11 protein-coding genes are annotated in these 14,165 nt (G+C 59.4%); 3 read left to right on the top strand and 8 right to left on the bottom strand.

Features of this window, described 5'->3' with window-relative positions:
- Nucleotides 1-84: 84 nt before the first annotated feature.
- Nucleotides 85-1,566, top strand: coding sequence for a sugar transferase (locus A0W34_RS20720; RefSeq protein WP_054826093.1), 1,482 nt, complete (start codon nucleotides 85-87; stop codon nucleotides 1,564-1,566).
- A 60-nt stretch (nucleotides 1,567-1,626) separates the two neighbouring features.
- Here the strand turns inward: A0W34_RS20720 and A0W34_RS20715 are convergent, their stop codons facing one another.
- Nucleotides 1,627-2,148, bottom strand: coding sequence for a YdcF family protein (locus A0W34_RS20715; protein ID WP_232329894.1), 522 nt, complete (start codon nucleotides 2,146-2,148; stop codon nucleotides 1,627-1,629).
- Nucleotides 2,149-2,201: 53 nt separating this feature from the next.
- Here A0W34_RS20715 and A0W34_RS20710 point away from each other — a divergent pair, with 53 nt between their 5' ends.
- Entirely contained in the window at nucleotides 2,202-2,981 is a 780-nt protein-coding gene (locus A0W34_RS20710) for an N-acetyltransferase (RefSeq protein ID WP_125051698.1), read from the top strand.
- 92 nt (nucleotides 2,982-3,073) lie between these two features.
- On the top strand, nucleotides 3,074-4,837 hold the full coding sequence (locus A0W34_RS20705) for a hypothetical protein (RefSeq protein WP_156888938.1): 1,764 nt from the start codon (nucleotides 3,074-3,076) through the stop codon (nucleotides 4,835-4,837).
- 15 nt (nucleotides 4,838-4,852) lie between these two features.
- Here A0W34_RS20705 and A0W34_RS20700 read toward each other — a convergent pair whose 3' ends face one another.
- The 7 genes from A0W34_RS20700 to A0W34_RS20670 form a co-directional block, all read right to left on the bottom strand.
- Complete coding sequence (locus tag A0W34_RS20700) at nucleotides 4,853-5,941, bottom strand: cellulase family glycosylhydrolase (RefSeq protein WP_063316862.1); 1,089 nt, start codon at nucleotides 5,939-5,941, stop codon at nucleotides 4,853-4,855.
- Between the two features lie 229 nt (nucleotides 5,942-6,170).
- Nucleotides 6,171-7,256 carry a beta-xylosidase gene (locus tag A0W34_RS20695; protein ID WP_081558193.1) on the bottom strand — a complete coding sequence of 362 codons (1,086 nt, stop codon included), beginning with the start codon at nucleotides 7,254-7,256 and terminating at the stop codon, nucleotides 6,171-6,173.
- Nucleotides 7,249-8,337, bottom strand: a complete 1,089-nt coding sequence (locus tag A0W34_RS20690) for a glycosyltransferase family 4 protein (RefSeq protein WP_081558192.1) — start codon at nucleotides 8,335-8,337, stop codon at nucleotides 7,249-7,251. Before A0W34_RS20690 ends, A0W34_RS20695 begins: the two co-directional genes overlap by 8 nt.
- Nucleotides 8,334-9,923 (bottom strand): flippase, encoded by a 1,590-nt coding sequence (locus tag A0W34_RS20685; RefSeq protein WP_063316863.1) that lies wholly within the window; start codon nucleotides 9,921-9,923, stop codon nucleotides 8,334-8,336. The genes A0W34_RS20690 and A0W34_RS20685 overlap by 4 nt, the downstream gene beginning before the upstream one ends.
- Nucleotides 9,924-9,930: 7 nt before the next feature.
- Entirely contained in the window at nucleotides 9,931-10,953 is a 1,023-nt protein-coding gene (locus A0W34_RS20680; protein ID WP_223304406.1) for a glycosyltransferase family 4 protein, read from the bottom strand.
- Nucleotides 10,881-12,287 carry an O-antigen ligase family protein gene (locus A0W34_RS33225; protein WP_223304407.1) on the bottom strand — a complete coding sequence of 469 codons (1,407 nt, stop codon included), beginning with the start codon at nucleotides 12,285-12,287 and terminating at the stop codon, nucleotides 10,881-10,883. The genes A0W34_RS20680 and A0W34_RS33225 overlap by 73 nt, the downstream gene beginning before the upstream one ends.
- An 11-nt stretch (nucleotides 12,288-12,298) precedes the next feature.
- The gene (locus A0W34_RS20670; RefSeq protein WP_081558191.1) at nucleotides 12,299-14,065 is read right to left on the bottom strand and encodes an alpha/beta fold hydrolase; all 1,767 of its coding nucleotides are present in this window, start codon (nucleotides 14,063-14,065) and stop codon (nucleotides 12,299-12,301) included.
- Between the last annotated feature and the right edge of the window lie 100 nt (nucleotides 14,066-14,165).

The following is a 14,165-nucleotide window of genomic DNA, read 5'->3' as shown; positions in this document are numbered from 1 at the left end:
CGCTCGCGGTGGCTACCGATCAGCGATCCCCCAAGCCGTTCGATCCGCTGACGCCGTTCGTATGACAAGAAAGACTGATGGCAAATGAGCGTTCATGCTGAGGTGGAGAGCCGGTCGGCGGTATCGCAGGATTCCGCTCATGTCGGAACAGACTGGCGCCGGGCATACCGGAAGCGGATCGCAGTGAGCGATTCGATCACGGTCCTGTTCGTGATCGCACTCGCTCAGATCGGCAGTATGTGGCCGCATCCCATCGAGTGGCTGACACCACTTAAAGTGATCGCGTCTGCAGCGTTGGGCGGACTGTGGATGATCGCCCTCGCACGGGGGCGTAGCCGTCATCAGGCGATGCTGGGCGAGGGCAGTGACGAGTACGAGAAGGTACTGCTCGCTACCGGCCAGGTCTTCGGAGTAGGCGCATTGGCCGGGATCATTCTGGGCGTGGGAATTGCGCGAAGCTACCTCATGATCGCACTGCCCGTCGGACTCGCTGCGCTGCTTCTCGGACGCTACCTCTGGCGACGCGACATTCGAAAGAAGCGTGCGATCGGGGATTGCCGTAACTCGGTGCTGTTGGTCGGTGGACATGCGTCCGTCGTTGCTACTACGCGTGCCTTCGTGCGGGAATCCTCGGCAGGCTACGACGTTGTGGGAGCGTGCATTCCGCGTCGGGCGACCGCGTTGGACGATCACATCGTTGTCGACGGAGCAGCAGTCCCGGTAATGGGCAACGAGTTCGAGGTAGTCGAGGCGATGCGCGCAAGTGGCGCAGACACCGTCATCGTAACCGGGACCGAAGACCTCGGACAGGTGGGCATTCGCAAACTGATGTGGGACCTCGAAGCCGAGGGCGTCGACATGGTGGTTTCACCGGTCGTGGCCGATGTGTCGAAGGCTCGCTTGATGTTTCGCCCTGCGGCGGGACTCCCGTTGATTCACGTTGCGCGGCCGCGCTACCAGGGCGCGAACCGGCTTGCGCCCGCTGTTTTCGACGCGGTGTTCTCGATGCTGATGATCCTCCTCGTGGCGCCGGTCATGCTCGCCGCTGCCGCTGCAGTCAAGTTCACGTCGAAAGGCCCGGTGTTCTACAAGGCGGAACGCATCGGCCTCAACGGGAAACCGTTCCCCATGTTCAAGTTTCGTACCATGGTGGAAGGCGCCGATCAGCAGGTTGTCGATCTGATGGGGGACAACGAAGGCGCCGGAGGTGTGTTGTTCAAGATGCGTGAGGATCCACGAATCACGTCCGTCGGCAAGATCCTTCGTCGATTGAGTATCGACGAGCTACCGCAGTTCTTCAACGTCATTCGCGGAGAGATGAGCGTTGTCGGCCCGCGGCCGCCATTGCGTCGCGAGGTCGAGATGTACGACGACGAGGTTGCCCGGCGCCTGCTGGTCAAGCCTGGCATCACCGGTCTCTGGCAGGTAAGTGGTCGCAGTGATCTCTCCTGGGAAGAATCTGTTCGTCTCGACTCTTCCTACGTGGAGAATTGGTCTATCCTGCAAAATCTTTCGATCATTACTCGTACCGTCTCAGCGGTCGCGAAAAGCGACGGAGCGTACTGACTACGCGGTTGGTGCCGGCGCGGATATCCGCGCCGGGCACCAACCTGTCAGCTGTCGAGCTCAACAATGCGAGAACAGATTCTTGACGTAGCCGGCAGTTTGGTAAACGTAGTTGAATGCCCACGTCCCGATCGAGAGTTCCGGACGGCTTGCGACCATGACCAGTTCTCCTTGATAACACTGCGAAATGATGTGCCGCGCCCGCGAGGTATGAGGAACGAACGTCACGACGATGACAGTCTTCCATCCGTTGGCATTAGCCATTCTCTCGATTTCGAACCCCTCGCCCTCGGTGGTGGACGGTGACGGGACGAAACAGTCGACAGGGAAGTCGAACGTACCCTCGCAGATCGACCGCATCTTCTTGTCGTTGTCGCCGTAAGGATTCGAGAAGATCAGGCGTGGTGCGTAACCGTCTTTCATCAGTTGGATTCCGACCTCCTCGCGTCCGTCGTGTGCTCCGCCGAGGACAACGATAGCGTCAGCACTTCGTGGTGCATCGATCTTGGGTGAGACGAAGACGGGCCAACCCCCTGCCGCACCAAGGGCGAGGAGTGATAGAGGTATGCCCGCAATCTTCAAGGCCGATTTGATCTGTTTGATGGCCCCACAATACCTGGACCCAGGAGACGACGATGACCGGATGGCAACCACTTCGGACGGTGGCGGGGTTGACCGCCTTACGGGATGCCTATGGGCAGAACATGTCTGGACTCGTACCTGAGACCGGTGTGTATCTCGCCGACGACGGTTGGTGGATCGCTCTCACGGGTGCACCCGATCCCAGCTACAACCTTGCATTGGTCCATGGGGGTGATGTGCGGAAAAACACGGTCGCCGTTGTGGAACGAGTGCTCGCAGAGCGACTGCGCACCGTTGTCATGCTCGCCGGGGCCGGTCTGGATGCCGCGACCGTCCTCGCGGATGCAGGGTGGGTGTGCGTCGGTTCGAGTTCGCTGCGCGCGCTACCGAATTCTCCGTCAGCGCCGGATGCCGCGGTGCGGATCCTGGAAGATGGCGACCTGCGTTCAGCACGACAACTTGCGGAGGATGTTTTCGGTATCGATCGCGAATCTGCGACTCTGGTGTATCAGGAGGCGGCCCCCGACCGACCAAGTGAGCGTTCAGTCGTCGGCCTGTTCGAACTCGACACGCTGCAGACCGCAGCGATGCTGTCGTTCGGTAAGCCCATCAGCACTGTGTGGGCGGCCGGAACCAGGGCGCAGGGACAGCGGCGCGGACATGGGTTACGGGTCCTTCGGCAAGTGTCGGCAGCCGCATTCGAGGCTGTCGGCGACGGCGCCGTGTGTGGTCTCGCCAGCGCTGCCGGCAATGCTCTGTACGACGCGAGCGGAGCCGAAATCGTCGAGTACTGGCAGATGTGGTCGCGACCGCGATGGCTACTTGGTAGCTGACATCAGCCGTCAGGTATGTTTGTGTGCGTTCGGCAAACTTTTGGTTTCTTTCAGCTACGCTTCAACGCGCGATCCAATCGGGGGTACTCAAGATGGCAGATTCGAGTACCAGGGATGCGGCGATACGTCGCGAACTCGGCGTTCCGCCCACTTTCGACCTGGTGAGGCATGCACGAAACCTTGCAAGAGTGTTCTTCCCCGCTCTTGTCATCGCATTGCTCGTCGGTGGGATTGTCTACGCTGTGCGGGGAAGCGCGACACCGGTGTATCAATCCGACATCGTCGCGGAGGTTCAGTCTGCCTCTCAGATCGTCGTGACGGACGCGAACCTCGGCCAGTTGGTTGCCCCCTATGTCGCACTGGCCACCGATAGCGATGTGGTTGCCGCCATCCACGACCAGTTGAATAACGGGTGGACGACAGCGGATGTCTCAAGCCACATCTCGGTGACGCCCGGTACTTCTCCGGCATTGGTATTCGTCAAGGCGACTGCCTTCAGTCAGGCTGACGCGGACGCGCTGGCACGAATAGTCGTCGCCACCTTGAGCGACGCGCAGGCGCGACGCAATGCAGACACGCTGGATCGTCGTACCCGAGTTCTCACCGACGACATCGCTCGATTGAACGGGGACTTGGACGCAGCGCGGCGAGAAAGCTTGGACGAATACGAGACACCCGCCGACGATCCGACTATCAAGGCGGATCTCGACGCGAGGCTGGAGCAGTTGCGCCAGTTGAGATCGACCGTATCCGGTTCCGACCGACTGCAGTTGCTTTCCGCCCCCGCGGGAACGGGTCTGCCGGTTGCGCCGAAGCCACTCGTCGAGTCGGCGGTTGCGTTCTTGGTGGTCCTCATTCTCGCTGCCGAAATCCTCTCTGCCTGCCGGGGTCGATTCAGTTCGCGAGTGACCGACGCGTGGGCACGTCGAACGGCCCGGAAATACGGAGCCTCACTACTCCTGCAGCACTCCGAAGCCGCTGAGTTTCCGCCGAACCTCGCGCTGACGATATGCCAGCGTGCAAGTCTCGGTGATCATGTCCTGGTGCTTTCGGGTGACGGCGTCCTCTCCACATCATGGGATGTTCCTGCGCACGTGCGATCCGGGGTCTCCCGATATTCGCTGAAGTCGGACTGGTGGCGCCGATTTGACTCCAATGGAACCGGGTTTGCCCTGGTTGTTGTCTCCGCACAGCACGCCAACCAACGGGAGATCGTCGAATGCCTCAGGGCTTTGGCCGAAGTCGATGTTGCGCGAACACTGGTACTCGTGGGTCCGTCTGCTCCCGAGCCTCTCCTCGACGTACTTACCCTCGCGGTGCTGCGTCGCAGACGCAGGCCCGCAAGTTCAGTGAAACTGGCGGCCGAGCCGACCAACTCGGCCACGAACTCACAGGCCCCGTCCGACAGCGCCTGGGTGAAGTCCGGTGCGCCGCGGCTGAACGAGCCTTCCGTTGCCGTGCCGTACGGAATGGATACTTCCGCCCTGGATTCGAGGAGGGATCGCGCCAGCCTGGTGGATGCGAAAACGGTCAGTATTGCGAAGAAGAACCTGCCGAAGGCTATGCCCAAGCCGAGCGCAGGGGTCGAGCTCGAAGAGCCGCAGATCGTGCAGGCTGTTGATGTCGAGGGCGCCGGAGTCGAGGCGTCCGCAGTGGAGATTTCCGGAGCGGAGTCGACCAGCAATGATGCAACTGGTGTCGAGGCGTCCGGGGAAGCCGACGGCATCGACTCCGAAGCCTCGACCGAACGAATTATGCTGACCTCCAAAGATATAGCGGAAATTCGAAAGAGGAGGCAAAGAACTCGCGTGAGCCTTATACGTTCGGATTCAGCAGACGGACAGTCGGAATCCTGAAGGACCGGGCTTTCACTAGATCTTGGGTGTGCTGCACCCTCCAACTGCCTGTTTCACCGCTGCGAGTGCGGGTTTCGGAGTGTAATTGATCGTGACCAGACCGAAGTTCTGTTCGATATCCGAAGTGTTGGTTCCGCGATCACGCATGCTGTAGATGAAAATGCGCTCGATGTAACCGAGCACCTTTGCTTGCGCGAATCCATCCGAGATGATGTTGGCCTGTAATTGCGGGCTGACGGCGGTCGGGCCTGTACCTGTCGGAGCTCCGAATTCGGTTGCCCAGACTTTCTTTCCGCTGTCCCCGTTCTGCACCATCGATTCTCGCATCAGTCGGATCCTGTAGAAAGTGTTCCAATTCTGGGTGGACGAATCCGAAGGTAGCGCAGGCCAACTGTACGGATGGATCGAAAAGACATCGAATGAAGACTTTGCTCCTGCCGCGTACATACCCTTGAGATATGTGACCGGTGAGATGTCGGATCCGTTGTCGACGGCCGGTGCCAAACCGCCGTTGAGAATCTTTGCACCCGGTTGTACCGCACGGATACTTTCAGATGCGGCTTTCAGGAGTGCAGTGTATGTGTTCACATTCGGCTTGGGGCGGAAGAATTGTGTCAGGTTCGGTTCGTTCCAAATCTCCCAAGTGCTGATTCTGTTCGAGTACCGTTGTGCTGCTTGTTGTGCAAACTTGGCAAACGCGGCCGGATCGGATGGATACCCGTGGGTATCGTTGACCCCGGCGACGCGAGCCCAAGCCGGCGTGTACGTAACGATTCCCAAGACGCTCAATCCTTGGAGACGTGCTCGATCGACGACGCGGTCCGTTGTGCTCCAATTCTGTTGGCCCTTGGTTGATTCGACGGCGGACCAATCGACGTCGAACCTGAGCCAGGTCGCGCCGGCATTCTTCATTGCGGTCAGTTCTGCATCGAGATCATTCTGAGAGAGACCGTTGAGTGGGGCGCCCGCGGCGATCCCTAAACCAACGGAACTGCACGTCGAGTTCGGGGTTGGGGTTGTTGTTGGAACTGGACTCGGTGCACACGCGCTCAATGACCCGACAGTCAACAGGGCGCAGGCGAGGGACAATCGAAGTCGACTCACGCCGACCACCTTCTTTCCACAGTGACTCGAAACCGGTGCGGGACAGACAAGTTGGAAGCCGAACTAGATGACCAATCCGACAAATCAAAGAATTGCATGAATTGGGTCACTTGGCACCAGTCTCGAAGTCGGTTCTGCAGTACTTCCGTCCGGTTGGGTGCTACTGCGAAATGCGCCGGTTGGTATTGTCCGATTTTCTCGGTGACTGTGGTCGAAAATGATCAATAGTTCAGAGGCATCCTCCAGTTTCGTTTGCATCTTGCAACACGGCCATTGCGGGCTTCGGTTCGAAGTCGAGATCCAGAAGGCCAAAGTTTTGTTCGCGATCACCGGGATCGGAGCCGCGGTCCTGGAGACTGTAAACGAAGACCTTCTGAACGAACCCGAGGCTACGCGCTTCGTTGAATCCGTCACGCAGTATCTCGGCTTGCATCGACTCGGTCACAGCGTCGAGACCAGTTCCTGTTGGTGCCCCGAATTCGGTCGCCCAAATAGATTTGGTCGAGTCGCCGTTTGAAACCATTGTGTCGTGCATCAGCCGCATTCGATAGAAAGAGTTCCAGTTTCGAGTCAACGGGTCCGAGGGCAGTGCCGGGTAGGTGTACGGATGCATTCCGACAACGTCGAAGTGTTGTCCAGCTCCATATTCGTAGATGTTCGCGAGGAACGTCGTGGGGCTTATGTCAGCGCCGTTGTCAGTTGCGGGGGACAAGCCACCGGAGACAATTGTTGCGCCCGGTTGCACTGCCTCGATTGCTACGCTCGATGCGGCGAGCAGCTTCGAGTAATACTCAGGATCCGGCGTCGGATTGAAGAATGTTTGGAGATTGGGCTCGTTCCAGATCTCCCATGACGAAATGGAATTCGAGTAGCGGGCTGCGGCAAGCGCCGCGAACCTACCGAACGCGTCCGGGTCGGCCGGACGGGTATGCGTGTCAGGACTCGTCGCTGCCGGATCTCTTGCCCAGGCAGGCGTGTAGGTGATGAGACCGAGAATCTCGAGCCCGGAAGATTTCGCGATGTCCACGAGGCGATCGGTTCCGGACCAGTCGAAGGTGCCCTCGGTACTTTCGATGGCGGACCAGTCGATGTCGAATCTGACCCAGTGCGAACCCGATGATCGAATAGCTTCCACCGTTCGATCCATTTCGGCGTCACTCATTGCGGTATAGCCGGAACCAAGTGCGATGCCAGTATTGTCTGACGAAGGTTGAACTGCGCAAGGTTCGCCGGTTGCGGTAATCGAAGAATGGACTACCAATCCGAGAATCAACAAGACCACTGCGACTGCGGCGACTCGACGTGCCTTAGCCATCGATGAGCTCCTTCAGCAGAGCCGGAAGATTCTTCTGGATGTCATATCGGTCCACTACCTTCCGCCGGCCGATGCGTGACAATTCGGATCGTGCACTCCCGTCCTCCAACAGTCTCGTTATCTCGGCTGCGAGTTCTACTGAATCAGATGGCTCGACGAGCGATCCGGCGCCGTCCCCCAGCAGCTCGCTGGTGCCGCCGAGATCGGTTCCGACGACTGGCACTCCGATGCTCATTGCTTCGAGTGCCACGAGTGGGCCGGCTTCGGGAGAGGTGCTCGCAGAAATCGCGATGTCCCATCCTTTGATAGTTGCCAGTGAATCGACATATCCGAGAAATGTGACGCGACCCGCCAGATCCGGCTGCTGTGCGCGTTCACGAAGTACTTGTGCGTACATTTCATCGCCCGGGAACGGAAGTCCGGCGATTTCGAGTTGGACGTCTACTGTGCGGGCGATGGCATCCATCAACACCAAGTGGCCTTTCCACGGCGTCAGTGACCCGATGATTCCGACAACTCGGCGTGCCGGTGATCGAACTTCCGTTACCTCAGGGGGAACTACAACACCAAGTCGTGACACCGAGGTGGGAATTCCCAGCGAAAGAACAGGAAGCGATGTCGGTCCGGAGACGGCGACTGCTCGTCGGATCCCGGGTTTTGCAATCCGTACGACGAATCGTTGTTTTGTGCTCGAGAGAGTGTCGTGGACAAGCCACGTTGCACGTTGCGGTACGCGGCCGAGCCTGATCACCGGCAATGCGAACAGTGAGTTGACTATCACGGTCGAGCTGGCCGACTGAGCCCGAGACGCAATGATGCGCCCGGCAATTCGCCAATTCTTTGCAACTTCGAGAATCGCCAGGACGCGTGCCAGACCCCCTTCGCCTCTGAGCGACAGGGTTGGTAGCGTGACCGTTTCGAAGTCGACTGACGCGCGTGCGCGATCCCTCAGCGGCCCTTCCGGACAAGCCAACATTACCGTGAAACCCTGCTCGTGTGCCAAACGCATCAGTTGGAGCATGACCAGTTCGGCGCCGGAGATCTCTCCAGTGTGGCTGACGAAAATGATCGTTCGTGTCATTTTACTTCCCTGTCGGGTTTTACCATTGCGAGTGGCGACTTCCCGCCCGCGAGCGATACAAGTGCATAGATTCCGACTGTCCCAAGTGGAGCGAGAACCGAAACGACTGGCCATGGCACGCCCAACCTTTCGACGCAGATCGTTCCTGCCACTGTGACCACCGCGCAGAGGGCGACGGCCGCTCCGAGCGGGAGCATCGGAAACATTCTGTGAACCGGCAGACTTTGCCGCACTACAACCCAAATTGCAACGAAAAGAAGCAGTTCGGTCGATACGGTCGCAACTGCCGCTCCGTTGAATGACATTCGAGGAATCAACACGATGTTGACCACGATATTGAAGAGTAAGCCGCCCAATGCAATCCACGGATATATTCGATGCCGGCCGCTCGCAACCAGGATCATCAACCCCAACTGGGTGAGCATCGAGAAGCATGCGCCAAGCACCAACAGTCGCGTCGAGGTCCCTGCAATTGCGAACCGCTCTCCGTACAGAAAGGTGAGCACTCCGGTGGCAGCAGGCCAGAACGCGGCGATCGATGCGCTCCCGAGAACTGTCAGGACGATGAATGTTTCGCGGCTTCGTTCGCGGAACACTGCCACGCTGTCGGGCCAATAGGACACGAGAAGTGTTGTTACCGGGGTGACTACGGTGATTGCGACGATTTGCAGAAGGTCCGCGAATTTGTACCCGATGGTGTACAAGCCGACCGAATCGAAAGTATCGAGCTTGCCCAAGAGCAGCACATCCACTTTGGACAGAAGCGTGACCAAAGCGAAGCCGATGCTCAAAGGGATTGCTTCGATCAGCATTTCCCGCCACCTACGAAACTGCGCTCGTGACGACGGCCTAGGCCCGGCGACGCCCTTTCGGACACCGCGCACTTTCACGACGGCCGCGACCACTTCGTTGATAACCGCAGGGATGACGAGAACGAGGAGGATCGGCTGCCACAAAACCGCGACGATGGTCGCGACAAGCTGGGCGAGTTGCCCGACGCCCTCGGCGATCGCGACATACGTCATGCGCAGGCGGCTCTGGTACATGACGGAAAGTGCATGGCTGGGAGTGGCAACGACAACGACCAAACCAGCGACCGCCGTTGCTTCGACCACTTCTGCGGGGTAGCGGAGAATCCAGACATAACCCACCGCGACGATGTATCCGAAAAGACCAAGGGCGACCCGTAGGGATATGAACGCGGTGGTGACCAGCGAAACTTCCCACGGATTGCACTCGACCAACTTCGCGAGCACCACTCGGCCGACGCCGAGATCGGTGACGACGGACAACAATCCGAGCAATCCGAAGATGAGGGAGAACTGACCGAATTCGTCAGGGCTGATCGAACGCGCGATCAGAACCGAGCCGGTCCACCCCATCGCTGCCACTGCGATCCGGCTTCCGAGCATGATCGCAGTGCTTCGGCGTGCATCGTTCGCAGTCAAATCCGGAGCGGCCGGCCCGTGGATTTTCGTCTCTCGCTCGCGACGTTCCTTCTCGAACTTGTCGATAGCGGCCTGGCGCAATTCGGCGAACTCTCGCGGCGATACGGGCTCGGTGCCCGTCGAATTGCGATTCGTCATGAGCAACTCACACGCTCAGCCCTGCAGTGCGGTACGCGTCAACCGTGTATTCGGCTGTTCGGGTCCACGTCGATCGGGCCGCGACACGTGGCGCAGAGATACGGAGTGCGGTGTTGACATCGTCGTCCAGGACGACTGAGCGAAGAGCGGCCAACCAGGAAGCCTTGTCGTGCTTGCGGACAAGCACGGCGGCGTTGTCGGCGAATTCGGTCAGTGCTCCGACCGCACTCGCAACCACTGCCGCGCCGCACGCCATGGCTTCGAGTGGCGGCAGACCGAACCCCTCGTAGTGGGAGGAGTAAGCGACAGCAGTTGCGGCGGAATAGAGTGCCGGAAGGTCTTCTGTCGCGACGTAACCCAATCCTCGGGCGGAACGGGGCGCGTCGGGGCCAGTCGAGCCGGAGCCCGCCAGCAGAAAAGGAATCGACAGCTCCGTGCACGCTTCGGCGACGAGAGCGACATCTTTTCGAGGTTCGATCGTTCCGACCTGCAGCACGAATCGCTCCGGTAGTTTCAATCGCCGCCGAACTTCGGTCACTGCAGCTTCGGTGGGGATCGTGGCCCAGGATGCGGGTGCCAGCGGCGTGACAACGGCATGCCGACCGCTCAGTGCGAGTATTCGTTCGGCGGTGAAGTCCGATACTGCAATGACGACGTCGGCCTTGCGTAGCGCCGCGGACAGGAGTCGGCGTTCGCCAGCTGCTCGATATCGACTGAAGGCCCACGGAACGTCGAATACCGACATGTCGTGAAACGTCGAGATCTTCAGGCCGCCTTGCCCGATCGGGAGGTCGACGTCGAGGCTGTGGAACAAGTCGCTGCCCGCGACCGGCACCATCGCCCACGCGGCTCTGCGTGCTCCGGAGGCAACAGGGCGCGTCACGGCGCGCACTCCGGTTGGAATCTCATCGACAGCGTCGATTTGCACTGTTGCGCTGAGGTTCGTCGATTCGCTGATCAGTGGGGAGAGTTCTCGGAGTAGTTCGCGTGCATAGGTTTGGACGCCGCCCCCACCAGGTCGGAGTGCCATGGCTCCGAGGGTGATTCGTGATCGGATATCGCTTCTTTCTCCGAGTGGTGTTGAGTCAGTGCGCATCCCACGGTTCCAATCAGTAGCCAAAAGTAGAGGTCGAGGGGAAATATCTCGAAATATGTCGAGACGACAGAAGCGACCGCGGCCGCGACGATCGAGGCGCTGACACCGAGAGCCAAAGCGCCGTCCGAGCCGGGAAGCACACGCGATGCCCTCAGCGCGGACGCTCCGGAAGATATGAGGACCAGGACAAAAATCCACAAGCCGATCGGTCCGAGCTCGACTGCGACTTTCATGTAGTAGTTGTCGGGCTGATAGGGGATCAGCCCAAGTGTTGTCGCGGCCTTGATCGTCATCGTGTTGAGCATCGGTTGCGCTGCTTCCGCCGCCTTTGCTGCCGCGGATCCTGTTGCGCCCAGACCTTGCCCGAGTGGATGCACGAACAGCGAGCTGATTGTCGACGACCATCCGCTACCGCGTTCTTCGAGACTGTACGACGAGAACAGTGGTTTGACGATTGATGGTGGTGCCAACAGAAGTACAAAGGGAACGGCAGCGGCAGCCGCGCCGAACAACATCAAGATAGACCGATACTTGTATACGGCAATCCAGAGAAGCCCGACAGCCAACCCGATGTAGCTGGCCCGCACAATCGAGACTCCCATGCCTACGACCATGATCGGAGTTGCGGCCAGAAAGATAATGTTGCGCAGCCGTTTCGGATCCGCGAGAGCGACCGAAATACCGACGATCAAACTCAGCATCACGAAGAGACCGAACGCAAACGGACCGGTGAAAGTGCTGAAGCTTCGCAAGATCGAGCCGGTGATTCGAATCTGTTCGGTGTAGCTGTAGCCGAGATCCACCAGGTATGCAGGCCCTACTGCTTGCTGAAGGAGTCCGATGACTGCTGTCAGTATCCCCATACCCATCAGGACGGACACGAGATGATCTCGGTCGTCCCGCGAGAACGGTGCGCGCCAGAGAATGACGGGTATCAAGATGTAGAAGTAGGTGATCTTTATCGATGTCACCCCGGCGATACCGGACAGAAGCAGTGCTGACGCGGAACCGAAAGCTACCCAGGCCGCGGCAGCCGGCCACCAAGGCATCGAGGGGCGCACTACCCGAAGGCGATTGGGGCTGACGAAGGTGCATCCCAACGTGAGCAGGAGCAACCCCTCCTTCCAACCGGCCATCGATGTCCCGCCGGGAATGATCGCCAACAGACCGTGGAGCGGAGCGAACAGTGCAACAAGCAGCAAGCCGCGTTGTGGTCGCTGGTAGATCGCAACGACGATGGGTACTGCGAAGATTGCAGCAACAAACATGAATGATGTGTTCACGCGATGAACCGGTTCGCATTCGCCGTGTCGGCCCGAGGGACCGTCGTAATTCCGAATGCTTTCGCTATCGAAGAAATCGCCTTTGTTTGCACGATATTTCGGAGGTCACGATGGTAGGACGGGTGATCGCCGACCGGTGGCATGATCGCGTCGAACGTTTGTCCTCGGTGAGTCATCCGGGCAACGCCTTCGGGTCCGCGTTGCTGATTGAACCATGCGGCGTCCGCGGGGGAGAGGATGACGGTGGTATCCACCCCACGCTTGCAGAGTGCCTCCAGCATTACCTCAGGAACCTGCGTGATTCCCCTGATTCCCAGAAGCTTCCACGCTGGATAGGGGAGACGGGACTGCAGTACGCCTTTCACCCGTCCGCGGAGGGGAAGTTTCGTGGTTTCGGCACCTGGATCGATTCGAGGAGCCTCCGGCAAGACAGCATCCATCAGGGACTTCTTGCGCCTCACCGACCACAAGATCATGTTTACGAGTATTGTCGATCTCGCACCCATCTGGAGCGCCATGGACGCTGAGGTCCATGCCCCCGAACACAATCCGGTCATCACGAGGTTTCTCGGATCTGCGCCGAGTGCGGCAACGGCAGTGCGTGCGTCCTCGTCTGCCGCGTGTGAATAGACCGACGTCGGATTGTCGGCGTCGATCGGACCCGAGTCGCCGACCCCTCGTCGGTCGAATCGGAGACTCGTGACCGAGAGAGCCGCGGCCTCACGAGCGATGGTCACCCACGAGCGGCCAGGCCCGACTCGATGCTCGATTGCAGTAGTGAAGAACAGTAGTCCGCGCTCGGGAGGCGCATCGGTGGTCGATATGTTGCCTGCCTCGGATTCGGGAGAAGTTGCGGGATGCGTGCGGATCGCGAAGAGCTCCTGAGCGCCGAATCGTTCCAACGTCTCGAACACCTCCTCGCCGACTTCGGTGACCGCGACGCGAGCTGTGGTGGTGATCGCGGGAGTGAACGCGGAGGAACTCGTGGGCGCGTGGCGATCCAACCACTGTGCGATTTCGTTGATGTGTGTGTAGGGGATGTCGACGTAGAAACTGGGAGGCGACGTGAACGCGTCGTGGTTCTCCAAGATCATCATCTCGGGATCAAGAGTTGCTGCGAGCCCGGCGACAGCTCTGCTGTCCAGTACCGAAGACTTCACGGCCAGAAGGGTGCGTGGACGTCCGAGAAATGGTCCGGTGATGCGGAGACGTGACAGTTGGTCGGCGCATTCGGGAGCCAGCACGCCACCCATGATCGACACACGTGAGTCGGCGGGATCGTCCTCTCCGACGCTGATCGCGTAGAACGCACGTTGTTCCCTGAGGTAGTTGCGGCCGGTCAGAATTGGGTCCCACAGGACTATCGAGTTGACGTGTCCGCACTCCTGCAATGCCGACGCTGCCAGGAGGGCACCAACTCTCAGTCCGACGATGCTGACGGATTCCGCGCCCGCTTGTCGGACATAGTCCACAGCGCTGACGATGCTCTTCAGCCAGAGGGTGAGAGCGTCAGGATCGTCTTCGGAACCGGCCGAGTCGCCGACTCCCGCGTACTCGAAACGAAAAGCGGCCATACCCTGTGCCGCGAGTTTTTCGCCGAGAAGTCGCATGCCGCGATAGGTGTCGATGTGCTCCTTGCCCAGCGGGGGACACATGACCACGGCTTCTCGGACAGTTCCTGAAGAGGGCACGTGAAGGAATCCGAGCAACGGCCTGTCTGCCGACCCGAACCACGTGGCCAGTTGAGTCTCGATGGTGATCACTCCGGTCAAGATCGGTTGCCTGTATGTTGCTAGTAAACATACCAGTAGTCTGTTTGATGCCGATCCGGCAATCTCTAGGTTTGTGAAGCGCCAAAAAAGC

Origin of the sequence: Rhodococcus sp. BH4 (genome assembly GCF_002079265.1) — a bacterium.
Taxonomy (GTDB): Bacteria; Actinomycetota; Actinomycetes; order Mycobacteriales; family Mycobacteriaceae; genus Rhodococcus_F; species Rhodococcus_F qingshengii.
This window is presented reverse-complemented; position numbering and strand designations above follow the sequence as displayed.

What these genes read in the sequence shown, in the direction of transcription:
- A0W34_RS20720 (WP_054826093.1), top strand. Translation starts at nt 85, where the DNA reads ATGAGCGTTCATGCTGAGGTGGAGAGCCGGTCGGCGGTATCGCAGGAT.
- A0W34_RS20710 (WP_125051698.1), top strand. Translation starts at nt 2,202, where the DNA reads ATGACCGGATGGCAACCACTTCGGACGGTGGCGGGGTTGACCGCCTTA.
- A0W34_RS20705 (WP_156888938.1), top strand. Translation starts at nt 3,074, where the DNA reads ATGGCAGATTCGAGTACCAGGGATGCGGCGATACGTCGCGAACTCGGC.
- A0W34_RS20695 (WP_081558193.1), bottom strand. Translation starts at nt 7,256, where the DNA reads ATGGCTAAGGCACGTCGAGTCGCCGCAGTCGCAGTGGTCTTGTTGATT.
- A0W34_RS20690 (WP_081558192.1), bottom strand. Translation starts at nt 8,337, where the DNA reads ATGACACGAACGATCATTTTCGTCAGCCACACTGGAGAGATCTCCGGC.
- A0W34_RS20685 (WP_063316863.1), bottom strand. Translation starts at nt 9,923, where the DNA reads ATGACGAATCGCAATTCGACGGGCACCGAGCCCGTATCGCCGCGAGAG.
- A0W34_RS20680 (WP_223304406.1), bottom strand. Translation starts at nt 10,953, where the DNA reads ATGGCACTCCGACCTGGTGGGGGCGGCGTCCAAACCTATGCACGCGAA.
- A0W34_RS33225 (WP_223304407.1), bottom strand. Translation starts at nt 12,287, where the DNA reads ATGTTTGTTGCTGCAATCTTCGCAGTACCCATCGTCGTTGCGATCTAC.